The organism is Xanthomonas sp. NCPPB 2586, from assembly GCF_041475775.2.
GTDB lineage: Bacteria > Pseudomonadota > Gammaproteobacteria > Xanthomonadales > Xanthomonadaceae > Xanthomonas > Xanthomonas campestris.
Window position 1 is genome coordinate 2,111,388 of the sequence record NZ_CM192981.1, and the last position, 22,944, is coordinate 2,134,331.

At 63.8% G+C, this 22,944-nt stretch carries 16 protein-coding genes and 1 pseudogene; 12 read left to right on the top strand and 5 right to left on the bottom strand.

All coding sequences use genetic code 11. The annotated features are described in order from the left end of the window. Positions 1-2: 2 nt before the first annotated feature. The 3 genes and pseudogenes from ACCQ09_RS09030 to htpG form a co-directional block, all read right to left on the bottom strand. A complete protein-coding gene (locus ACCQ09_RS09030) occupies positions 3-3,854 on the bottom strand; it encodes an RHS repeat-associated core domain-containing protein (protein WP_228428424.1) in 3,852 nt (1,283 codons plus the stop codon). A gap of 970 nt (positions 3,855-4,824) precedes the next feature. Beyond that, positions 4,825-5,046, bottom strand: a pseudogene (locus ACCQ09_RS09035) (integrase core domain-containing protein); the annotation flags it as partial. A 122-nt stretch (positions 5,047-5,168) separates the two neighbouring features. Further along, the gene (gene htpG / locus ACCQ09_RS09040; RefSeq protein WP_040941141.1) at positions 5,169-7,073 is read right to left on the bottom strand and encodes a molecular chaperone HtpG; all 1,905 of its coding nucleotides are present in this window, start codon (positions 7,071-7,073) and stop codon (positions 5,169-5,171) included. 240 nt (positions 7,074-7,313) lie between these two features. Between htpG and rsmD the strand changes: the two genes are divergently transcribed. The 7 genes from rsmD to ACCQ09_RS09075 all read left to right on the top strand — a co-directional run bounded on the left by rsmD (position 7,314) and on the right by ACCQ09_RS09075 (position 13,310). Then, positions 7,314-7,937: a 16S rRNA (guanine(966)-N(2))-methyltransferase RsmD gene (rsmD, locus tag ACCQ09_RS09045; protein ID WP_014508078.1), complete on the top strand. Its 624-nt coding sequence runs from the start codon at positions 7,314-7,316 to the stop codon at positions 7,935-7,937. Beyond that, positions 7,934-8,440 carry a pantetheine-phosphate adenylyltransferase gene (gene coaD / locus ACCQ09_RS09050; protein ID WP_011037533.1) on the top strand — a complete coding sequence of 169 codons (507 nt, stop codon included), beginning with the start codon at positions 7,934-7,936 and terminating at the stop codon, positions 8,438-8,440. Before rsmD ends, coaD begins: the two co-directional genes overlap by 4 nt. 50 nt (positions 8,441-8,490) lie before the next feature. Then, positions 8,491-8,988: a hypothetical protein gene (locus ACCQ09_RS09055; protein WP_014508077.1), complete on the top strand. Its 498-nt coding sequence runs from the start codon at positions 8,491-8,493 to the stop codon at positions 8,986-8,988. A gap of 58 nt (positions 8,989-9,046) precedes the next feature. Further along, positions 9,047-9,199: a hypothetical protein gene (locus tag ACCQ09_RS09060; protein WP_162866375.1), complete on the top strand. Its 153-nt coding sequence runs from the start codon at positions 9,047-9,049 to the stop codon at positions 9,197-9,199. Then, on the top strand, positions 9,190-9,474 hold the full coding sequence (locus tag ACCQ09_RS09065) for a YfhL family 4Fe-4S dicluster ferredoxin (RefSeq protein ID WP_011037531.1): 285 nt from the start codon (positions 9,190-9,192) through the stop codon (positions 9,472-9,474). The genes ACCQ09_RS09060 and ACCQ09_RS09065 overlap by 10 nt, the downstream gene beginning before the upstream one ends. Next, positions 9,471-11,252 (top strand): gamma-glutamyltransferase, encoded by a 1,782-nt coding sequence (ggt, locus tag ACCQ09_RS09070; RefSeq protein WP_040941142.1) that lies wholly within the window; start codon positions 9,471-9,473, stop codon positions 11,250-11,252. The genes ACCQ09_RS09065 and ggt overlap by 4 nt, the downstream gene beginning before the upstream one ends. Positions 11,253-11,549: 297 nt before the next feature. Beyond that, positions 11,550-13,310, top strand: a complete 1,761-nt coding sequence (locus tag ACCQ09_RS09075) for a glycoside hydrolase family 9 protein (RefSeq protein WP_040941143.1) — start codon at positions 11,550-11,552, stop codon at positions 13,308-13,310. 323 nt (positions 13,311-13,633) lie between these two features. Here ACCQ09_RS09075 and upp read toward each other — a convergent pair whose 3' ends face one another. Further along, a complete protein-coding gene (gene upp / locus ACCQ09_RS09080; protein WP_011037528.1) occupies positions 13,634-14,266 on the bottom strand; it encodes a uracil phosphoribosyltransferase in 633 nt (210 codons plus the stop codon). A gap of 151 nt (positions 14,267-14,417) precedes the next feature. On the opposite strand from upp, the gene ACCQ09_RS09085 reads away from it, so the two are divergent. The 4 genes from ACCQ09_RS09085 to ACCQ09_RS09100 all read left to right on the top strand — a co-directional run bounded on the left by ACCQ09_RS09085 (position 14,418) and on the right by ACCQ09_RS09100 (position 20,371). Then, positions 14,418-16,979, top strand: a complete 2,562-nt coding sequence (locus ACCQ09_RS09085) for a TonB-dependent receptor (RefSeq protein ID WP_040941144.1) — start codon at positions 14,418-14,420, stop codon at positions 16,977-16,979. Further along, a complete protein-coding gene (locus ACCQ09_RS09090; RefSeq protein ID WP_076037643.1) occupies positions 16,979-18,097 on the top strand; it encodes a phytase in 1,119 nt (372 codons plus the stop codon). The genes ACCQ09_RS09085 and ACCQ09_RS09090 overlap by 1 nt, the downstream gene beginning before the upstream one ends. 5 nt (positions 18,098-18,102) lie before the next feature. Then, positions 18,103-19,488: a purple acid phosphatase family protein gene (locus ACCQ09_RS09095; RefSeq protein WP_076037644.1), complete on the top strand. Its 1,386-nt coding sequence runs from the start codon at positions 18,103-18,105 to the stop codon at positions 19,486-19,488. A 175-nt stretch (positions 19,489-19,663) separates the two neighbouring features. After that, positions 19,664-20,371: a glycosyltransferase family 32 protein gene (locus ACCQ09_RS09100; protein WP_040941147.1), complete on the top strand. Its 708-nt coding sequence runs from the start codon at positions 19,664-19,666 to the stop codon at positions 20,369-20,371. Between the two features lie 255 nt (positions 20,372-20,626). On the opposite strand, the gene ACCQ09_RS09105 is transcribed toward ACCQ09_RS09100, so the two are convergent. Then, on the bottom strand, positions 20,627-22,123 hold the full coding sequence (locus tag ACCQ09_RS09105) for an aminotransferase class III-fold pyridoxal phosphate-dependent enzyme (RefSeq protein WP_040942292.1): 1,497 nt from the start codon (positions 22,121-22,123) through the stop codon (positions 20,627-20,629). Positions 22,124-22,243: 120 nt separating this feature from the next. Here ACCQ09_RS09105 and ACCQ09_RS09110 point away from each other — a divergent pair, with 120 nt between their 5' ends. Then, positions 22,244-22,675 carry an Lrp/AsnC family transcriptional regulator gene (locus ACCQ09_RS09110; RefSeq protein WP_040942293.1) on the top strand — a complete coding sequence of 144 codons (432 nt, stop codon included), beginning with the start codon at positions 22,244-22,246 and terminating at the stop codon, positions 22,673-22,675. Positions 22,676-22,944 lie beyond the last annotated feature (269 nt).

The window sequence follows — 22,944 nt, forward strand, 5'->3', positions numbered from 1 at the left end:
TTTCACCATATCACTAATGGTGGAAGCGGATTTCCGGACCTGCATGCTCCCCAGCGCGCTTGAACGCTTTCCCAGCACCTTGCTCTCGGAGCCGTACCAGGAATCGTAGCCATTCTGCACATTTGCTCATCAGCTTGAGCCTGCTTTTCACATTTGTCCCCGTCATCATCTTCGCAGAGCGTGCCAGCTAACGCTATGGAAGTGTTGATCAGCTGGCCTAATGGAGACTGAGATGAACTTACCATCGGTGAGGCCAAAATTCCTCCCAATATCTGTTCTGCGGAAGGGTTGGGCGGATATGCTGGCTGCCCATTAGCACCGTAGTTGTTGGGATTGTTTGGATTTGTATATCCTCCGGGAAATCCTCCCTGCCCGGGTTGGGGTAGTCGTCTAACCCCTTGAAGACCAGTTGCATCCACTGATGTGAATGGAGTGGCTTCTACGTAACTGTATGTCGACAAGCCGCCAATGAGCCCGATCGGATCACTCTGTCCATACCGCCCAGTAGCCGCCTCATAGTCCCGGAAGTAGTTCTGATTCAATCCACTTGCCGCATCAAACCGCTGCCCCGGAAAGCGCATATCCAACACCATCGCCGCACCATCGCCATCAGGATCCTGATTCGGCGCGGTGTTGCCGAAGGCTTCGCCCTTCAAGCTCCATGTCCACACCGCCACATCGCGGGTTGGGTCGATCACCACGCGTGGGCTGCCCAGGTGGTCGGGTTCGATGTAGTACAAGGTGTTCGTGTTGGCCAGCAGGCCGACCGGTAGATCGTCCAGCCAGATCGCTTGCTGCTTGGCCGCGCCGTTGCTGTCGTAGTCACCCAGCCAATGGCCGGCTTCATCGTAGAGCGTGTAGGTATTGGTGGTGCCGAGGAAGCGGCGCACCTGTTCGCCACGGCCGTTGTAGCGGTAGTTCATGGTCACCGCGCCGGCGCGGCGGGCCTGGGTCATGCGGCCGGTGGTGTCGTAGGTGTATTGGCGTGCGGTCCCACCGATGGCGGTGGTGTTGCCGGCGGCATCGTATGTACGTGCCACGCCGGCCACGGCGCCCAGGCGATGGCTGTCGGCCGGGTAGGTGTAGGCCTGTGTGGCCGTGCCGACCTTGGCGCTGAGGCGGTTGCCGGTGGCATCAAAGCTGTAGCCATCGATCAGGGTGCCGGTGCGGCCGTCCTTGAGGCCGGTCAGGCGGCCCAGGGCGTCGTAGCCCAGGCCGATCTCCGGCGTGGGATTGCCGGCTGGCGTCAATGCGGTGAGATTGCCGGCCGGATCGAAGCCGAAGCCGACTTCCAGCCCGCCCGGGCGGGTGTCTTGGATGGCTTGCGGGCGGTAATCCAGATCGTAACGGCGGGCGAGGCTGCGGCCATTGCCGTAGGTCCAGCCGGCGGCCGGACCGAACGGGTAGTAGCTGGCGTTGCCCAGCAGCACCTGCCGGCTGCCGCCGGCCGGGGTCACGCCGACCTCGGTGGTCTGGCCTTGCGCGTTGCGCACGTAATCGACCACCGCCCCGTCGGGATAGGTCAGCCGGCTGAGCTGGCCCGACTTGGTGTAGGCGTAGCGCAGCACGAACACCTTGCCGTTGGTGGTCTGTACCTTGCGCACCAGGTTACCGAAGCGGTCGTAGCAGTAGTCGGTGCTGCCGCTTCCATCCTGCATCCGGGCCAGGCGGCCGATGGCATAGGTCTCACCGCTGGCGCACGTGGTCTGGCTCACGTCGTAGGTGTAGCTGACGTTGAGGCTGCTGGTTGGATACGCCACCTTTGTCAGCCGGTTCAGCGCGTCGTAGCTGTAGGTGGTCTTGATATTGCGCGCATCGGTCTGGGTGGCGCGGTTACCGGCGCTGTCGTAGGTGTACGTGGTAACGCCGGTATCCGGGCTGGTGAGCTTGGTCAGGTCCCCCAGGCCGTTGTAGGCGTAGCTGGTCTCCAGACCCTTCGGGTCGGTGACCTTGATCAGGTTGTCGAAGGCGTCGTAGTCGAACTTCGTCTCCGTGGCGATGCTGCCCACGTCTTGCAGGGTGCGTGCCAAGCGGTTGAGGGGATCGTAATCGTTCTGGGTTTTGTGGCCGAGCGCATCGGTGACTGTGTTTGTATTGCCATTGAGATCGTGTCCGAAATCGGTGGGGTCGCCTTTTGCCGTGGCTTGCGTGGCCAACTGGCCCAGCTGATTGTAGACGCGTGAAAGCGTGCGCTTCAGAGCGCCCGAGGCATCCTTCGTGTCTTCCTTGACCTGGTGCCCAGCGTTGTCCAGCGTGTAATGCAGCGTGTTGCCAGCGTTGTCGGCGATGTCGGTCAGGCGGTGCGCAGTGTCATAGGTGAAGGCGGCGAATGCACCATCGGGCTGCGTCACCTGCTTGACTAAACCGGTCGGCCAGTAGTCGATGCGGGTGGTACGGTCGCTGGCGGTATCGACGCCGCGCGCGGTGCTGGTCGCTAGCCAGCCGCGCTGGTGGTAGCTGAAGTCGGTAACGCTACCGATAGCGTCCTTCACCGCCAGCACGCGGCCAGCACCGTCGTACGACAGGTATTCGATCTTGTGGCCTAGGGCATTGGTGACTTTCCACAGGTCGCCCTTCCTATGCCCGCATGCGCCGGCCTGAGCGCAGCCTGCATCGTCCTCTGTGTAGTAGATGAACGTCGTGATATCGGACACGTCCACGCGCGGACCATTGGTGGATTTGAGCAGCCCTTCGAGCGCGCATCCCGCGCTTGACGCTGCCGCATCCGCGGCCGTGCAGTAGGTCAGTATGGTCTGACGGACATTAGTAGGCGCATTTGCCGCACTACTGCAAGGATACTTGTCGTCTGAACTGCTATTGTCATAGCTGCAGTAGGCCAACGGACGCACGCTTTCGTCTCGCTTGACGGCCTTAAGTTGCATTCCGAGTTCGGTTTGCTGCGTTCCCTCGACCAGCGAACGCACTACCTGCATCGAACGATCGCGCCGGAGGGTGGTCCTTCTTTCTTGGCTGGTAGAGGCGGCTTCGGTCACGACATTCGGATAAGTCCAGCCATCCGCATAGGCCATGTTGGTCTTTGCACCACGCGGGTCCGACGAACTGATCAACCAGCCAAGGCCATTAGACCAGGAGTAAAAATACTGGTAAGTGCCCAGGCCATAGCTCATTTCGGTAGTTTGAGGCCCAACGTAGTTATAGGCGCGTTGTTCACCGCTCGGGCGAACAACTGACGCAGAGCCATAGTAATCGTCATACGCGATCGTCGTGGTATCGGCTTTGTCATTGCCTGAGGCGTGCAGGGTGCTGCTGATGGGCCGCCCCTTTGCATCGTAGGCAAAGGTCGCGTAACGCACATTGTTTTCGGAAATGCCGGTCAGGTGATGCGGCATCTGCGCCGTCGTTAAGCCAGATTCAGCGTAGTGGTAAGTCCGCGTATATCCTGTGGTTTCAGCGCTGATAAGATTGCGATTGGCGTTGTATTCGTAGGTCACGGCCTGGCCGTCGCTTGAGCCGATTCCCGCCAGTAATCCCATTTCCGTGTCGTTGGTGTAATTGAAGAGCAGTTGGCGCCCGGTGGCGTCTGTCAAATAAGAAAGACGGCCCAATGTATCGTACGAGAGCGTTACGTTCTTCTGCGGGGTCTCCCTCGACTCGATGGCAATGAGATTTCCTGAAAGATCGAACGTCTTGATCAAATCGCCCTGGTCCGTCATCTTATAAGCGGAGCCAGTTTTCGTAACCACCCTGCCGGGAAATGACGCGGAATAAGCGCTGACGCCCGACTCGATTGTGACGTAGGCTTCAAGATTGCCTTTCTCGTCGATCGCGGTGAACGAACCTGCCCCTGCCACCATAAGCTTTTGGGCATAGCTGTGCGTCCATCCGGGCGCCATGCCTGGGGCGAACCCCTGTTGCATGGCGTGATAATTGCGGACGAAGGCACCCGCTGGGAAATCTAGGTCCTTCTCAAAACGTGCTTTATCACCTGTGGCGGGAAAACAGGGTTGGCCATTTGCAGCGCAACTGCTGACCTGCAATATTTTGCTTGCAATTGATGGCCTATAAGGACTGAAGCAAAGCTTGGAGAAATGCAGAGAGTCTGGTGTAGGTGGAGATCCGATAGCAGCTTGAAGGTACTTCTCCTTGCAAGTATACCTAGCTCTTTTCTCAATAGCGTATGTTGCTGTGCCGCCTTCTTTATTGCTTGCTATTATATTGCGATAGCCGAAAGAGAGGCCGCCATACGAAGAAGTCCCTAAAAAATTTGGATCTTCAGCATAAGACCCTTCGATTTTATAACTGAAATCCCCTAGTATGTTCTTGAGATGGGCTACGCCTACTGCAATAGCTGCTTCTTCAGAAGATTCGTCACCGTAGGAATACGTAATGGTTTCCGGCCGTTCAGTTGGTACGGCGAATTCTGCAGTCCATGTATTCTGGGTGTAAGTGACTTTAGATTGATAAAGCGGGTAATGCTTATCAATTGCTGCATAGGCGGAAGGATAATCGCGATAATCTGTACAGGCTAGCCGGTCGCAAAGTGTGAATTTACCAGTGGATTGAGCGCTGCTTATGCTGGGTGTGATTATCAGAATTAATAATGCAGGAAAAATTTGATATGCCGCAATGAAAGAGAGCTTTCCTCTTTTTAGAGTGCCAAGCATTTTATGTTTTTTCATAAAAATCCATTTAGTAAAGAATTTTCCTATCGCCTGAACTGCGAGCAATTGGTTTTGCGGATGCTCTATCAACACCCGACCCAGGACGAACGGTATCAGATCGCGAGTGGGTTGGTACCTTCATGTGACCTCCTCCCTGCGACTTGGACCAGCCAGAACTAGAAAGTTCGGCTTTGAGTGGGGATGCAAATTGGGCGGCGAACTCGGCCGGCGGGACATCGCCGATCGAGGAGTGCGTCCGGAAATGAGTGTAATCGACCCTCCAGTTTTAGATCTTCTGCCGTGGGTTGTCGAGCGACAGGAACCAGTGCGTGTTGAGGCACTCATCCCGGAAGCTGCCATTGAACGATTCGATGAACGGGTTGTCGGTCGGTTTGCGTGGCCGGGAATAATCCATGGTCATGCCATTGTCGGAGGGGATGCAACGAGAGGCCACTGAGAACTTGAGTTGCTGGGCAGGACGACCAGCTCTAAAACACAAAGACCGGCGATTAAGCCGGTCTTTGCGGTACGCAACTTTGATGCCGCTTAAGCCGACAACTCCAGCAGCAACTTATTCAACCGCTTCACATACCCAGCCGGGTCCTTGAGGCTGTCGCCTGCCGCCAGCGCAGCCTGGTCGAACAACACCCGGCTCAAATCGCCAAACCGGTCCATATCTTGTTCCGCATCCAGCTTTTCGATCAGCGGGTGTGCGGGGTTGAACTCGAACACCGGCTTGGTTTCCGGAACGGCCTGGCCGCTGGCTTCCAGCAGTTGGCGCATCTGCAGACCCAGGTCGCCTTGGCCGATGGCCAGGATCGCCGGGGAATCGGTCAGGCGGTGCGAGACGCGCACTTCGGCCACGTCGTCGCCGAGGGCGGCCTTGATGCGCGAGGCCAGGCCTTCCTTGGATTTGGCGACTTCTTCCTGCGCCTTCTTGTCCTCTTCCGAATCCAACTTGCCCAGGTCCAGATCGCCGCGGGCCACGTCCACGAACGACTTGCCGTCGAATTCGGTGAGGTAGCTCATCAGCCATTCGTCGATGCGGTCGGTGAGCAGCAGCACTTCGATGCCCTTTTTGCGGAACACCTCCAGGTGCGGGCTGTCCTTGATCTGCGCGTAGCTCTCGCCGGTGAGGTAGTACAGCTTGTCCTGACCTTCGGTCATGCGGCCCACGTAATCGGCCAGCGCCACGCTTTGCGCGCCGGTGGTGTCGTGGGTGGACGAGAAACGCAGCAGGCCGGCGACCTTTTCGCGGTTGGCGTAGTCCTCGGCGGGGCCTTCCTTCAGCGCCTGGCCGAAGTTGCGCCAGAAGGTGGCGTAGTCCTCCGGCTTGTCCTTGGCCAGTTTTTCCAGCATGTCCAGCGCACGCTTGGTCAGCGCGGACTTCATCGAATCCACCACCGGGCCGGACTGCAGGATCTCGCGCGAGACATTGAGCGACAGGTCGGCCGAATCCACCACGCCCTTGATGAAACGCAGGTACAGCGGCAGGAACTGTTCGGCCTGGTCCATGATGAAAACGCGCTGCACGTACAGCTTCAGGCCCTTGGCCGAATCGCGGTGGTACAGGTCGAACGGGGCGCGACCGGGTACGAACAGCAGCGAGGTGTAATCCAGCTTGCCTTCGACCTTGTTATGGCTCCACGCCAGCGGGTTGCCCGCATCGTGCGCGACGTGCTTGTAGAACTCCTGGTACTCCTCGTCCTTGATCTCGGACTTGGGGCGGGTCCACAGTGCGCTGGCGCGGTTGACCACTTCCCACTCGGGTTCTTCGGGCTTGTCGGCGTCTTCGCCGTAGTGCTCCTTGCGCATTTCGATCGGCAGGCCGATGTGATCGGAATACTTCTTGAGGATGTTGCGCAGGGTCCAGCCATCGGCAAAGGACTCTTCGCCGTCCTTGAGGTGCAGCACGATGCGGGTGCCGCGCTCGGGCTTGTCGATGCTGGCGACTTCGAACTCGCCCTCACCGCGCGAGGACCAATGCACGCCGTCGCTGGCGGGCAGGCCGGCGCGGCGCGAATACACGTCGACCTGGTCGGCAACGATGAAGGCGCTGTAGAAGCCCACGCCGAACTGGCCGATCAGGTTGGCGTCCTTCTTCTGGTCGCCGCTGAGATGCTTGAGGAAGTCGGCGGTGCCGGACTTGGCGATGGTGCCCAGGTGGGACACCGCGTCCTCGCGGCTCATGCCGATGCCGTTGTCGTCGATGGTGACGGTGCGCGCCTCCTTGTCGAAGTCGACGCGGATGCGCAGCTCGCCGCTGCCTTCCAGCAGCTCGGGCTTGACCAAGGCTTCGAAGCGCAGCTTGTCGGCGGCGTCGGCGGCATTGGACACCAGCTCGCGCAGGAAGATTTCCTTGTTGGAATACAGCGAGTGGATCATCAGCTGCAGCAGCTGCTTGACCTCGGTCTGGAAGCCCAGTGTCTGCTTGTCGGTATCAACGGTCATTGTGGTCGTGCTCCGTGGTGGCCTGGGCCGCAGTGCGGCCGATGGCCTGGGGGATGAGGCTGCATGCGAAATTTTTCAAGGCCTGATGGCAGGATTCAGCAATGCAGCGGCCGCCCGGAACACGGCGCGGCCATGGCGGCCGCAGCGCTATCATGGGCGCCGGTTCTTTCATTGCCTGCCCATGACGCCTGCCGCCCCGTTGCTGCCTTGCCTTCATCAGCCGACCACGTGCGTGCGCCGATGAGCCGCGCTGCACGGCCGGCCAGCGGCGCGGCGGAAGGGCAGGTGCGCATCGTGGGCGGGCGCTGGCGCAATACGCGTTTGTCGGTGCCACAGCTGCCCGGGTTGCGGCCCAGCAGCGACCGCGTACGCGAAACGCTGTTCAACTGGCTGATGCCGCGCCTGGCCGGCGCCCGCGTGCTGGACCTGTTCGCCGGCTCCGGCGCGCTGGGGCTGGAGGCAGTCTCGCGGGGCGCCGCGCATGCGTTGCTGATCGAACGCGACCCCGGGCTGGCACAACGCCTGCGCGAGCACGTGGCCCGGCTGGGCGCCGCCGAGCAGGTGCAGGTGCTGCAGGACGATGCGCTGCGCTGGCTGGAGCGTGCGCCCACCAGCCAGGTGGATCTGGTGTTTGTCGACCCGCCATTCGCTGCCGGGCTGTGGGCGCCGGTGCTGGAACGGCTCTCGCCGCATCTGGCTGCAGAGGCGTGGCTGTACCTGGAAACGCCGGCCGAGCTGCCGCCGCAGGTACCGCCGGGCTGGCACCTGCACCGTGAGGGCGCCACCCGTGAGGTGCGCTATGCGCTGTATCGCCGGGCCGCTGCTACACTGAACGGCGATCCGACCCCGGTAGCTTCCGTATGAGCGTGGCCAACAGCCGCACCGCTGTCTATCCCGGTACCTTCGACCCGATCACCAATGGCCATATCGACCTGGTTAACCGCGCCGCGCCGTTGTTCGAGCGTGTGGTTGTCGGCGTTGCCTACAGCCCGTCCAAGGGCCCGGCGCTGCCGTTGGAGCGTCGCGTCGAACTCGCCCAGGAAGCCCTGGCGGCGCATGCCAATGTGGAAGTGCGCGGTTTCGATACCTTGCTGGCGCATTTCGTGCGCGACATGGGCGCCGGCGTGCTGCTGCGCGGCCTGCGTGCGGTGTCCGATTTCGAATACGAATTCCAGATGGCCAGCATGAATCGCCATCTGATCCCGGAGGTGGAAACGCTGTTCCTCACCCCGGCCGAGCAGTACAGCTTCATCTCGTCTTCGCTGGTGCGCGAAATCGCGCGGCTGGGCGGGGATGTGTCCGGCTTCGTTCCGGCGTCGGTCGTCGATGCCTTGCGCCAGGTGCGTGAATCGCGCGCCCAGGTCTGAACCGTCTTAGCAGTCAACACCACCACACGCTTTTCAAAGGGAGGAGTTTCATGAAACACACCATGCGCGCGCTGGCGCTCGCTTCGATCGCCGCTCTGGCCGTCACCGCCTGCAAGAAGGAAGAGCCGGCACCGACCGCCGCTGCCGCTCCGGCTGCGCTGACCGCTCCGGCCAAGGACGACAACGCCGGCTGGAAGAAGTACCTGCAGGAAGTGGTTGGCCAGAACCTGGGCACCACCACCAATAGCCCGTTCCTGTACTACTTGCCGCCGGAATCCGATGCCGAGTTCGCCGGCAGCTACGAGCGTCAGCTGGAAAGCGTCAAGACCGCGCTGGCCCGTGGCGTGCAGCCGGGCAACATGCTGGCCTTCGGTTCGTCGGCCTCCACCAAGATGGCCGACCTGATCGAGGCCGCGTTCAAGGACGTGCAGCCGGATTCGATGAAGGGCGTGCGCGTGTTGTTCATCGGCAATGCCGCCGAGAACGCGCGCGTGCAGACCATCATCCAGCCCAAGGGCGCGGAATACATCTTCGTTGAAGCCAAGTAATGCCGTACCAGGCCGGGTGCGCGGGAGGGCGCATCCGGCCGCGGCGTGGAAACGCACCATGCTGCTGACGTTGCACTCCATCCGGGTCGGCCCTTCGGGGCCGTTCCCCGACACCGCCACCGGCGGCGTCCATCGCAGTGCCCGCGCCGTCGCGCGTGAGCAGCTGCTTCGCCTGGGCCTGGCCCCGCAGGTGGCCTCCACATGTCGCTGAAGATCAACGAGCTGTGCGTCAACTGCGACGTCTGCGAGCCGGCGTGCCCGAATCAGGCCATCTCGATGGGCGAAACCATCTATGTGATCGATCCGGCGCGTTGCACCGAATGTGTCGGCCATTTCGACGAGGCGCAGTGTGTGGTGGTGTGCCCGGTCGAATGCATCGACCCGGACCCGGCGATCCCGGAAACACATGATCAATTGCTGGCCAAGCTCATCCAGCTGCAGCGCGATCATCCCGAACTGTACGAACAGGAGCCTCCCGCCCCGTGATCACTTCCCCCCGACGCTTGTTCCCGCGTGGCCTGTTGTTGCTGGCCTTCGTGGTCGCCCCAGCCGCGTGGGCGGCCCAGCCCGACGCCGCAGCGGCCACGCCGCCGCCCGCCGGCACCACCACGCATCCGCCGGGTGCGGCGGTGGCCAGTGGCCACGCGCTGGCCACCGCTGCCGGGCTGCAGATCCTGCGCGAAGGCGGCAATGCCTTCGATGCGGCGATCGCAGTGTCGTCCACGCTGGCGGTGGTCGAGCCAATCAGCTCGGGGCTGGGCGGCGGCGGGTTCTTCCTGTTGCACGACGCCAAGACCGGCAAGGATGTGATGCTGGACGCGCGCGAGTACGCGCCGGAGTCCGCCACCTCCGCGCAATTCCTGGACAAGAACGGCGGGCTGGACCGCGACCGCTCGGTCAACGGCCCGTGGTCGGCCGGCATCCCCGGTTTGCCGGCAGCGCTGGTGGAACTGGCGGCCAAGCACGGCCGGCTGCCGCTCACGCAATCGCTGGCACCGGCGATCCGCATCGCTATCGACGGCTTCCCGGTGTATGCGCGCATGGCCAAGGGCTACGCCTCGCGGCGCGAAGTGATGGAGCGCTACCCCGGCACGCGCGAGGTTTACTTGCGCGGCGGAAAACCCATTGCCGAAGGCGACATCTTCAAGCAGCCCGAGCTCGCGCACACCCTGACGCTGCTGGGCGACAAGGGCTTTGACGGTTTCTACAAGGGCGAGACCGCCAAGAAACTGCTGGCCGGCGTCAAGCAGGCCGGTGGGCGCTGGACCGCTGCCGAACTGGCCGGGTATCAGGTCAAGGAGCGCACGCCGATCCAGTTCGATTACCGCGGCTGGAAGGTCACCACCGCGCCGCCGCCGTCTTCCGGCGGCATTGCACTCGCGGCGATGCTGCAGATCCTGGAAGGCTGGGACTTGAACACGCTCGACGACGCGCACCGCACCCATCTGGTGGTGGAAGCGATGCGCCGCGCCTACCGTGACCGCACCTTTTTCCTGGGCGACCCGGACTTTGTCGATGTGCCGCAGCGCGTGCTGACCAGCAAGGATTACGCGCAGGGCCTGCGTGCCACCATCAATCCGGACAAGGCCACGCCGAGCAACCTGCTGTCGGGCAACCCGACGCCGCTGGAAGACGACGAGACCACGCACTTTTCCATCATCGATGGCGAAGGCAACCGCGTGGGCGCCACCCAGACGGTGAACCTGCTGTACGGCTCCGGGCTGATCCCCAAGGGCACCGGCGTGCTGCTCAACGACGAGATGGACGACTTTGCGCTCAAGCCTGGCACCCCGAACGCCTTCGGCGTGATGGGCTATGCCGCCAACGCGCCCAAGCCGGGCAAGCGCATGCTCAGCTCGATGACGCCCACCTTCATGGAATCGGCCGACAAGGTCGCCGTGCTCGGCACCCCGGGCGGCAGCCGCATCATCACCATGGTGCTGCTCGGCATCCTGGGTTACGACGCCGGCCTGGACGCGCAGCAGGTCAGTGCCTTGCCGCGGTATCACCACCAGTGGTTGCCGGACGTCATCGAGGCCGAGAGCAATGCGTTCTCGCCGCAAACCGCCAAGGCGCTGGAAGCAATGGGCCACGCGCTCAAGTTGCCGGGCGACACCGCTGAGGGCGGCCGTGGTTCCAGCCACGTCTGGGGTAATTTCCAGACCGTGGAATGGGACAAGCGCCGCAACGTGCTCAGCGGTGGTAGCGACCCGCGCAATCCGGTGGGCAAGGCCGAAGTGCAGTTGGCAACGCCGGCACGGTGAGTCCCGCATGCCTGCGCCGTTCAGCGGAGCAGGCATGACGGAAGCGTTCGACGAAGCGCGCGCTTTTGCTGATGCGTGATCTTGTGCGCGATCTTGCTCAGCGGCTCGGCTCTGAGCGGCAAAGTGATCAGCAACGCCGCGCTGCGAAAGGTTTTAGGTGGGTCCGCGCACAGTGCGGACCCACGCTGGCCCAAGCGCTTGCACGCCACACCTTCGCTAGCAGCAATGCGGTTTGGCGCAGTGGCCTATGTCTGGATTGGACTTGTCGGTGTGCGTCGATTTGGCGACCATCGTGGCATGACCATTTTCCAGACCCTGCTCACCGCCATGGTGATCGCATCGCCCATCGCCGCCTGTGCGGCGGACACGACCGGCACTGCCGGCACCACGCCGGCCGCTGGCGCCACCATCCACGTCAATCAACTCGGCTATCTGCCGGGCTCGGCCAAGCTGGCGGTGGTCGGCTTGCCGGCGTCCGGTGCGGCCGGTCCAGACCGCTTCACGGTGGAGGATGCCAAGGGCGCTCGCGTGCTGGAGGGCAGCTTGTCGCCGGCGGCCAGTTGGGCACCGGCGGGGCAACAGGCACGCGTGGCCGACTTTTCCGCACTGCGCACGCCGGGTACGTATCGGTTGAAGATCGCCGGCATGCCGGCCTCGGATGCATTCCCGATTGCAGCGAGTGCCTACCAGCCGGTCGTGGATGCCTCGCTGAAGGCGTTCTACTACAACCGTGCCAGTACCGAGTTGCCGGCGCAGTTTGCCGGGCGCTACGCGCGCGCGGCCGGGCATCCGGACACCGAGGTGCGCATCCATCCGTCTGCGGCGTCTGCCACGCGCCCGGCCAACAGCGTGATCAGCGCGCCCAAGGGGTGGTACGACGCGGGCGACTACAACAAGTACATCGTCAATTCCGGCATCAGCACCTACACCTTGCTGGCCGCGTATGAGCACTACCCGGCGCTGTTCAAGGCGCAGGCACTCACCATTCCCAACGATGCGCCTGGCGTGCCCGGCATCCTGCAGGAAGTGTGGTGGAATCTGGAATGGATGCTGGCCATGCAGGACCCGGCCGATGGCGGGGTGTACCACAAGCTCACCGACAAGCAGTTCGATGGGCTGGTGATGCCGGACCAGGCCAAGCAGCAGCGCTATGTCGTGATGAAGGCCACCGCCGCCACGCTGGATTTCGCCGCGGTGATGGCGGCTGCCAGCCGCATGTATGCGCCGTTCGACAAGCAGTATCCAGGCGCGTCGGCGCGCATGTTGAAGGCGGCGCGTAGTGCCTGGGCGTGGGCGCAACAACACCCGAACGTGATCTATCGCCAGCCTGACGACGTGCGTACCGGCGGCTACGACGACGCCACCGTAGATGACGAATTTGCCTGGGCAGCAGCGGAGCTCTATGTGAGCACGCGCGAGGACGCGTTCTACGACGCCATGCTGGCGCGCAACGTACATGCGAGCGTGCCGGGGTGGAGCAACGTGGGTGGATTGGCCTGGATGTCGTTGGCCGCCCACCGTGACCAGCTCACGCCGCATGCCGACCGCGCACGTATCGAAGGCGAAATCAGCGGGCTGGCGCAGCGCCTGGGCGACCAGTGGCAGGCATCGCCGTGGCGGTTGGCCATGGCCGACAACGACTTTGTCTGGGGCAGCAATGCGGTGGTGCTCAATCAGGCCATGATGCTGCTGCAGGGCTACCGGGTGACGCAGCAACGTCGTTATCTGGATGCGGCGCAATCGCAGCTGGACTACATCCTGGGGCGCAATCCGCTGGGGCTGTCGTTCGTCACCGGGGTCGGGCAGCGCACGCCAATGCATATCCACCATCGCCCATCCGAAGCCGACGGCATCGATGCGCCCGTGCCGGGCTGGCTGGCCGGTGGCCCGCAGCCGGGCCAGCAGGACGCGAAAGACTGCAAGGTGGCGTATCCGTCCAAGCTGGCCGCGCTGTCGTATCTGGACAACACCTGCAGCTACGCGACAAACGAGGTAGCGATCAACTGGAATGCGCCGCTGGTGTATGTAAGTGCGGCGATCGAGGCGTCGACCCGCTGAGGCAGGCTTCAGCGCGTCGACGCGGTTTTTCCTTCTCCCGTCGAGAGAAGGTGGCGCATAGCGCCGGATGAGTGGCGCCTCAGCGAAATGCCGATGCCTGACATGACAAACGCGTCGCTACGCGTCGGCAGAAGTGAATCGCCGCCAGCATCGCTTGCCGTACCCTCACCCCAACCCCTCTCCCGTAGGAGAGGGGCTTAAAGCCGCCGATTCATCTTATCGGCGCGGTTGCAGCGCGGTCGGAGAGTGCAGCGCGCGTCGGTTCTTGATCTGGACGCTTGGGACGCTCATCTCAGCCGGGAAACTCACTTCAGCTGGAAAGCTCACTCCACCCGCGTGCCGAAGATCCGGTCGCCGGCATCGCCCAGGCCGGGCAGGATGTAGCCTTTTTCGTTGAGGTGATCGTCGATGGCGGCGGTATAGACTTCCACGTCCGGGTGTACCGCTTCCAGCGCTTTCAGCCCTTCGGGTGCGGCGACCAGGAAGATGCCCTTGATGCGCCGTGCGCCAGCGCGCTTGAGCATGTCGATGGTGGCGATCAGCGTGCCGCCGGTGGCCAGCATCGGGTCCAGGATCAGCGCATCGCGTTCTTCCAGGCGGCCGGTGAGGCGCTCGAAATACGGCACCGGTTGCAGGGTTTCTTCATCGCGCTGCAGGCCGACCACGCTGACGCGCGCGGCGGGAATCAGTGCCAGCACGCCCGGCAACATCCCCAAGCCGGCGCGCAGGATTGGTACCAGGGTGATCTTGGCGCCAGCGATGCGTTGCACTTCCACCGGCCCGGCCCAGCCCGGCTGCACGTGCGATTCGGTGTCCAGATTGGCCGTTGCCTCGTAGGCCAGCAGGGTGCCCAGCTCGGTCACCAGTTCGCGGAAGCCCTTGGTGCTCAACGCTGCGTCACGCAGCAGGCCGATCTTGTGCTGGACCAGGGGGTGACGGACTTCGACGATTTTCATGGGCGGCAGCGTGCGGGAGAGGCCCACAGTGTGCCGCAGCCGGCCGCAGCGTCGCCACACAGGGCCTGTGATGGTGCTCGCATATGTCATGTCGGTGAAACGTCGCAGACATAGTGTGCACACCCATTCTTAACCGATTGGGGAAGCACTCGTGTTGAACAAGACTCCGCTCTGCATGGCGATCACGCTGACGTTGGCTTCGGTCGCGTGGAGCCCGCTGGCACAGGCGGCAGAAGAGGCGGTCGCGACCGGTGCAGCCAGCGGCGCGGCGGCAATCGACCTGGAGCGGCTGGAAGTGCGGCCGCAGCTGGAAGCGCAGGAGCGCGCAGTCGATCTCAAGCGTGCTTCCGATGCGATCCAGGATGCGGTGGCCTCCGATGCGATGGGCCGCTACCCCGACAAGAATGTTGCAGAATCCTTGCAGCGCCTGCCCGGTGTCAGCGTCACCCGCGACCAGGGAGAGGGGCGCTTTGTGGTGATCCGCGGCCTGGATTCGTCGCTCAACAGCGTGACCATCGACGGCATGAGCATGGGCACGCCGGAAGACGGTACACGCTCGGCGCCGCTGGACGTGATTCCGTCCGATTCCACCGAGCGCTTGAAGGTCGTGAAGTCGCCCACGCCGGACATGCCGGGCGATTCGATCGGCGGCGCCATCCAGGTGGAATCCACCTCGGCGTTCGATCGCGACGGGCGCACCCTGCGCGGGTCGATCGAAGGCAGCCACCAGTCGCTGTCGGGCAAGACCAGCCCCAAGGGCGCGTTCAATTATAGCGACATCTATAACGGCACCTTCGGTGTGGCGGTGGGTGTGAACTATCAGGACCGTGAGTTCGAATCCGATAACACTGAAGTGGCGTACGACAGCTTCGACGGTGGCGCTGCCGATGACCTGTTCGCCGGCGAAGTGCAGCGTCGCAAGTACTTCATCGAGCGCACCCGCATGGGCGCCAACCTCAATCTGGACTGGCGCCCGGACGCCGACAACCGCTACTACCTGCGCTCGCTGTACAGCCGTTTCGACGATGCCGAAACACGTCAGCGCACCATCTTCGGCCTGGCCGATGGGGAGGTCAGCGCCAACGGCGATGGCACCTACGACGTGGCCGACCTGCCAGCGGACAGCATCTCCAAGCGGGTGCGCTACCGCACCAAGAAGGAAGACAACACGGCGATCAGCATCGGTGGCGAAAACCGCCTGAGCGCTGCAACGGTGGACTACAAGGTGGGCTACACCAAGACCACCGAACGCGTAAACGACGAAATGGAAGCGCGCTTTGACTACGACGGCGACGACCTGTCGGCCACCGTGGACCAGCGCAGCGGCATCCCGCGGCTGGGGTTTTCTGACAACGGATGGCAGAGCAACCAGGACTTCGTGTTCGACCGCTTTGTCGTGTCGCCCAAGACGGTGGACGACAGCGAGCACAGCGCGCAGGTCAATGTGCGCTTCGACGGCGAACATTCCAGCCTGAAGATGGGTGTGCTCGGTCGCTGGCGCGAGCGCGATGTGGACGTCAACGAACAGGAGCTGCGGCGTGGCCCGGCGATCGATCTGAGCAGCTGGACCACCGCCGCACCGGAGCACCGCGGCGGCACGCTGGGCGAAAGCATCGGCTCGGACGGCATGCGCCGCTACTGGCGCGCGTCGGGTGGGTTGTACAGCGCACGTCCGCAGGACGTGGGCGGCAACCAGCAGGTCTCGCTGCAGGACGACTACACCGCCACCGAAGACGTCTTCGCCACCTATGCCATGGGCACCTGGGACATCGGTGCGCTGCGCATGATTGCCGGTGTCCGCGTGGAAAACACGCAGTTCAACGCCACCGGCAACCAGGTGGACGTGGCCGAAAACGGCCGCACCGCCACGGTCACGCCGCGCGAGGCGTCCAGCAGCTACACCAATGTGTTGCCGGGCCTGCACCTGCGCTACGACAGCGGCAACGATTGGGTGCTGCGCTTTGCAGCCAACAAGACCCTGTCGCGCCCGTCGTTCGGCGATGTGTCGCCGCGCGTGAGCATCAACCGCGGCGATGAAGAAGTGAGCATCGGCAACCCGGACCTCAACCCGTACCGCTCCACCAATCTGGATCTGTCGTTCGAAAAATACATCGGCAGCACCGGGCTGGTGTCGCTGGGGGTGTTCAACAAGTCGATCGACGATTACATCGTGCAGACCCTCAGCACCACCGATGCCGAATTCCCGGGCCTGCAGGTGACGCGCTCGATCAATGGCGACACCGCCAAGGTGCGCGGCGCCGAGTTCAACTGGCAGCAGACGCTGGACTTCCTGCCCGAAGGCTGGAACGGCTTGTTGGTCGGTGCCAGCGCCACCGCCCTGGACAGCGACTTCGACCCGGGCCTGAGCAATCGCGCCGGCGACGACTTCATGCTGCCGCGCTCGTCCAAGCGCATCTACAGCGGCCATCTGGGCTATGAAAAGTATGGCTTCAGTGCGCGCGTGGCGGCTGTGTATCGCAGCGAATACCTGGACACCATCGGCCAGAGCCGCGCGTACGATATCTATGTCGCGCCACACACCCAACTGGATGTCAGCATGAGCTATCAGTTCAACAGCCACGTCAGCCTGTATCTGGAAGCGCAGAACCTGCTCGACGAGCCGTTGGAGCTGTACCAGGGCGTGCCCTCGCGCACGCTGCAGAACGAAGAGTACGGCCGCACCTATGCGCTCGGCCTGAAGGTGGCGCTGTGATGGCCGCGCGCCACATCCTGCAGACCACAGTGCTCGCCGCTGCGGCGGCGTTGGCCGGTTGCGCCAGCGCGCCAGCCGACCGCGAAGCCGACGAAGCGCTGCTGCAAGACCCTTTGCTCAGCGAGTCCAAGGTCGCGCATCAGGTGGTGCCGGAGGCCTTCATCACTGCGCTGACGCCCGCCGACAACCTGGATTCGCCGGCCAGCTGGATTGCGCCGGATGGTAGCCGCTGGCTGATCGCCACCGCCAAGGCCACGCATGCGCTGGTGGTGTTCGATGGCGACAGCGGCAAGCGGTTGCGCGTGGTGGGCGGTAAGGGCAAGGCGCCGGGCAAGCTGGATCGTCCCAACGGGATCTCGGTGGTCGACGATCTGGTGTTCGTGGTGGAGCGCGACAATCGCCGCGTGCAGGTGTTCTCGCTGCCGGACTTCAAGCCGTTGGCCGCCTTCGGCCAGGACGAACTGCGCGAACCGTACGGGCTGTGGGTGCGCAAGCACAACGGCGGCTACGAGGTGGTGGTCAGCGACAACTACATGTCGCCGGCCAACAAGGACACACCGCCGCCGTTGGCCGAGCTTGGCCAGCGTTTCCGCCGCTATCAGCTGCAGACCGCAGGGCAGGGCTGGAACGCCACGCTGACGCAGAGCTTTGGCGATACCACCGAGGCCGGTGCGGTGCGCATTGCCGAATCGGTCTTTGGCGACGAGGCCAACGCGCGCCTGATGATTGCCGAGGAAGATGTCGCGGTAGGCACGCAGTTGCGTGAGTACGGCATGGATGGCCGCTATCGCGGCCGCAATGTGGGCACGGGCTTGTTCAAGGCGCAGGCCGAAGGCATGACCTTGCTGCAGTGCGCCGACGGCAGCGGCTACTGGATTGCCACCGACCAGTTCAAGGACCGCAGCGTGTTCCAGGTGTTCGATCGGCAGAGCCTGGCGCCGGTCGGTGCGTTCGCCGGGCGGGTGACCGCCAATACCGATGGCGTGTGGCTGGACCAGCATGGCGATGCGCGCTTCCCGGGTGGGGTGTTCTACGCGCTGCACGACGACCAGGCCGTGGCTGCGTTCGATTGGCGCGACATCGCGCGCACGCTGCGCTTGAAGGACTGCGCACCGTGACAGTGATGCAGCAGTCGTTGAAGCAGCATTCGTTACGCGCCGTGCTGGCGTTGCTGGCGCTCGCCTGTGTGCCCGCCGTGGCTGCCGACAAGGCGGCCGAGCCGAACACCCAGGTGCCGCTGGGCTCCACGCACTATGTGGCCGATGGCTTCCCGGACCGGATCGTCGCCACCCCGGCGCAGGATGCCGCGCGAGGCTTCGCAGTGGCCTGGCGTACCGATGCCAGCGTCACTGCGCCCTGGCTGGAACTGGTGGTAGCCGGCGATTCGCCGGATGTGGGCACGCCGCGGCGCATCCAGGCCACGACCGCGACCTTGAGTTCGGAAAACGGCGCCTCGCATCATCACCGCGCCGACATCGACGGACTCACGCCGGACACGCTCTACGCGTATCGCGTGCAGGGCCAGGGCACCTGGGGCGCGTGGAATCACTTCCGTACCGCAGCCACGCCCGGCACCCCGCTGACGCTGCTGTATTTCGGCGATACGCAGAACAAGAATCTCAGCCTGGTGTCGCGGGTGATCCGTCAGGCCTGGCGCTCGGCACCGGAGGCGCGGCTGGCGTTGTTCGCCGGCGATCTGGTCAGCGGCAAGGACGGCCAGGACGACAACGAATGGGCCGAATGGTTCGAAGCCGGGCGCTGGTTGCTGGAAGGCACCGCGGTGGCGCCGGCACCGGGCAATCACGAATATCACGAAGACGCCGAAGACACCCCGCAGGCTACGCGCGTGCTCGGCGGCCATTGGCCGGTGACCTTCGCGCTGCCGCGCAACGGCCCGGCCGCCACCGCGCGCACCAGTTACTGGTTCGATTACCAGGGCGTGCGCATCGCAGTGCTCGATGGCACCTCGGCGCTGGATCTGGGCACCGGGCAGGCACAGGCGCAGTGGCTGGATGGCGTGCTTGCCGACAACCCGCATCCCTGGTCGATCGTGCTGATCCATCAGCCGTTCTTTTCGCCGCGTGCCGACCGCGAGAACCAAAAGCTGGTCGAGCAGGTGTTGCCGGTGATCCGCCGCCACAAGGTCGACCTGGTGCTGCAGGGCCATGACCACACCTACGGCCGGCGCGGCGATGACGGCGGCCGGCCAACGCCGGTGTTCGTGGTGTCGGTGGCCGGCCCCAAGCAGTACCGGCTCTCGGACATGGCGCGCAAGACCATGCGCCCGGTGGGCGAAGACACCCAGCTGTATCAGGTGCTGCGCATCGATCAACAGAAGCTCGTCTACGAGTCGCGCACGGCGACCGGACGCCTCTACGATGCGTTCGAGCTGCAACGCCGCGCAGATGGGTCCAAGCAGTTGATCGAGCACGAGGCGGGCCGGATTGCGCCACGCGATTGCCCGCGCAGTGCCACGCTCAAGGGGCGGGCGGATCGGTGTTGGGAATGACCCGTAAGTAACTGCGGCCTGACCGATTCAGCACCAACGCGAAGCGGCGTTGCGATCTTTATAAAAGATAACTGCGTCACACTATGGGTGTGATTAAAATCACCCGGGCTGACTCTGTGGCCCGAGGTGATCCGGGCTGATGTGAGGGCAGCGCCCCCCACTCGTGAGAGCCCACATGATTCCGCATGTGTTCCATCTGACCGCACCCACCAAGCACCTGATGTGGGAAGAGCGCCGCGTCCAGGCCCGGCTGCAACGTCTTCTTCCTGGCTGGACCTGCAATGTCTGGGACGACGCCGACAATTCCGCGCTGATGCGCAGCGCATTTCCGGAACTGGCCGATCGCTTTGAAGCCATCCGCTTCGGCGTCATGAAGGCCGACATCGCACGCTGTGCCTACATGCACGTCTACGGCGGTTTCTACTTCGATACCGACTATAAATTGCTGCGCACGCTCGGCCCGGATGTCTTGACCCAGGCCTGCGTGCTGCCCGTGGAAGAGGGCGCGCCAGACAATGCGGCGTTCAAGATCGGCAACGCGGTGTTTGGCTCGGAGGCGGGCCATCCATTCTGGCGGGCGTTCATCGAGCACATCTTCAGCGCGCACGCGCCGGAGTTGCTGGAGGACCATCGGCAGATCCCGATGATGTCCGGCCCACGTGGAATGACGCGGTTCTATAACGCCAATGGTGCGCAGTTCGCGGGCATCGTGTTCCCGGCGCGCGATGCGTTCCATCCCGACCGCACCTGGTTCGGGCTTGGTCACCGCGGCGGCGCCACGGCAGTTGGTTCGCATCTGTGCTGGGCGTCGTGGCGCGGCAAGTCGCCGCGCCGCGCCGTTACCAACTACCTGCGCCGGAAGTTGAGTGCTGTGCCTATCTGATGAAGTCCAAGCGGCTTACTGGCGTTTTACGTTTGTAAAAACAGTTGCGGCGACCTCATGGGTGGGTCGCCGCAACTGTTTTGTCGTATGGCTGTCGCGGTGCAGAGAACCAGCGAGACTGACGAACGCCCCACGACGCATCGCCATCAGGCGGTGCCAGATCCACTGCTCGGCGCGTTTCACATGCCGCCAGCACCAGTTGCACGGTGCTGGCGGCATGTCACCTCACCAGCACTCAACCTGCTCGCTCAGTCCTCAAGCTGCCTCGGCCCGTGCCTGCCGCGGGCCTTCCTTGAGTGCTTTGGCGATCAGCCCCACCAGCAGGTCGAGTTCGGCTTCGTCCATGCCGAAGTGCGGGGTGAAGCGCAGCGAATTCTCGCCGCCGTGGATCACGTTGACGCCGTGGTGGCGCAGCCACTCCTCGGTGGATCCGGCGCCGTAGCACTTGTAGTGCGGTGCCAGTTCGCAGGAGAACAGCAAGCCGGTGCCCTGCACTTTGGTGATCAGGCCGCCGAGCTCGGCCTGCAGCGCTTCGAGTTTGCGCAGTGCTTGTGCACCGCGCAGGCGGATGTTGTCGCGGATCTGCGGGGTGAACAGCGCCAGCGTGGCGCAGGCCACATCCAGCGCGCGTGGGTTGGTGGTCATGGTGTTGCCGTAGGTGCCCTTGCGGTACACCTGCGCGGCCTGCTCGGTCACCGCGAGCACCGAGAGCGGATATTGCGCGGCATTGAGCGCCTTGGAATAGGTTTCCAGATCCGGCGGATCGAGCTGTTCGAAACCGGGGTAATCCACCACCGACAGCACGCCGTGCGCACGCAGGCCGGCCTGGATCGAATCCACCAGCAGCAGGCTGCCGTGGTTACGGGTCAGCGTGCGCGCGGCAGCGTAGAACTCCGCCGGCAGCGCACGGCCCGGGTCGCCTTCGCCCATCACCGGCTCCAGGAACACCGCCTCGATGAACCAGTGGTTGCGCGCGGCCTCGTCAAAGGCGTGCTGCAGTGCCGCGATGTCGTACGGCGCAATCGCAATAACCGAGTCTTCGTCGCGGTAGCTGGCCAGGTACTTGCTGTAGGTCTTGCGGCTGGAATCGGAATACAGCCCCGGGCGATCGGTGCGGCCGTGGAAGCTGCCCTTGACCACCAGGCGCTTGATGGTGGCGCCGGCGTGGCGCGCACCCGGATCGGTGTGCAGCTTGGCGTTGGTGTCGACGATGCGCGCGGCCAGGCCCACCGCTTCGGAGCCGGAGTTGAGGCACATGAAGCGCGCGAACGGGCAGCCGCCGCGGGTGTGGCCGATCTCCGCACGCAGGGCGCGGTCGAGCTTGCGCTGCGCCAGGCTGGGCGTCATCACGTTGGCCATCACCTGCGGGCGCGCCATGGCGTCGAGCACCGCCTCGGGCGTATGGCCGAAACCGAGCATGCCGTAGCCGCCGGCGTCGTACAGCACCGCGCCCTTGAGCGTGATCACCCACGGGCCGCGCGCGGCCAGCGCCACGTACGGAGTTACCGCATCGTCGGCGTAGAAATTGATGAAGCCGTCCTGCACCGCGCTGATCTGTGCGTCTTCGTCCAGGTCCAGTAGGTCGGCGACCTCGGCCTGCACCAGCGCGTATTCGCTCCCGGCGGCCTCGATGGCCTGGCGCAGGGTGGGGTGGTCGGTGGCCAGGCGTTCGATGGTGGCATCGTCCAGGCCGGCGGTCAGGCGGCGGCCGGCGTGGGCACGCAGCGGGGCGAGCGGGGCAAGGACAGACATGCGCATCTCCTGAAGCGGTGGCGTTCCCGTCACATTAACGGCAGTGGATCGTCGTTTGGCAGCGCCGATCCGGGCAGGAATTGAGGTATTTTCGTCGATTCGACGAAATGAATGGCCGAAATGAAGATCACACCCGCCGACGAGCAGTTGTTGTCCCTGCTGCGCGAGGACGCGCGCGCCTCCACCGCGCAGATCGCGCGCCGGCTCGGGCTCTCGCGCACCACGGTGCAAAGCCGGCTGGAGAAACTCGAGCGTGAAGGCGTGATCAGCGGCTACACCGTGCGCACCCACGACGCCTACGAACACGGCCGCATCCGCGCGCACATCTTGATCACCGTGCTGCCGAAGAAAATGCCCGCGGTGGTCAAGGCCCTGCGCGAGATCGCCGACATCCGCGCGCTGCATTCGGTCAGCGGCCCCTACGACCTTATCGCCCTGGGCGTGGTCGGCGGCGTAGACGCCATGGACGTGCTCACCGACGCCATCGGCGCCATCGACGGCGTGGAGCGCACCACCTCCTCGATCATTCTGTCGACCAAGTTCGAGCGGTGAGGGGCAGGGAATCGGGAGTGGGGAATCGGGAATCGTAAGAGCCATGATTCGCGAGCTAGCAAGCCCCTCTCCCCCGGGAGAGGGGTTGGGGTGAGGGTACGGGGCGAAGCCTCTGCAATATTTGAGCGCATTATGCTTCGCCCGTACCCTCATCCGGCGCTGCGCGCCACCTTCTCCCGATGGGAGAAGGATCTGCTACCTCCGCGATCTCCGCAGGTCTTGTTTCCCTGGAGGAAAAGGCTGCCAAACCTGCCTCAGCATGTCCCGCT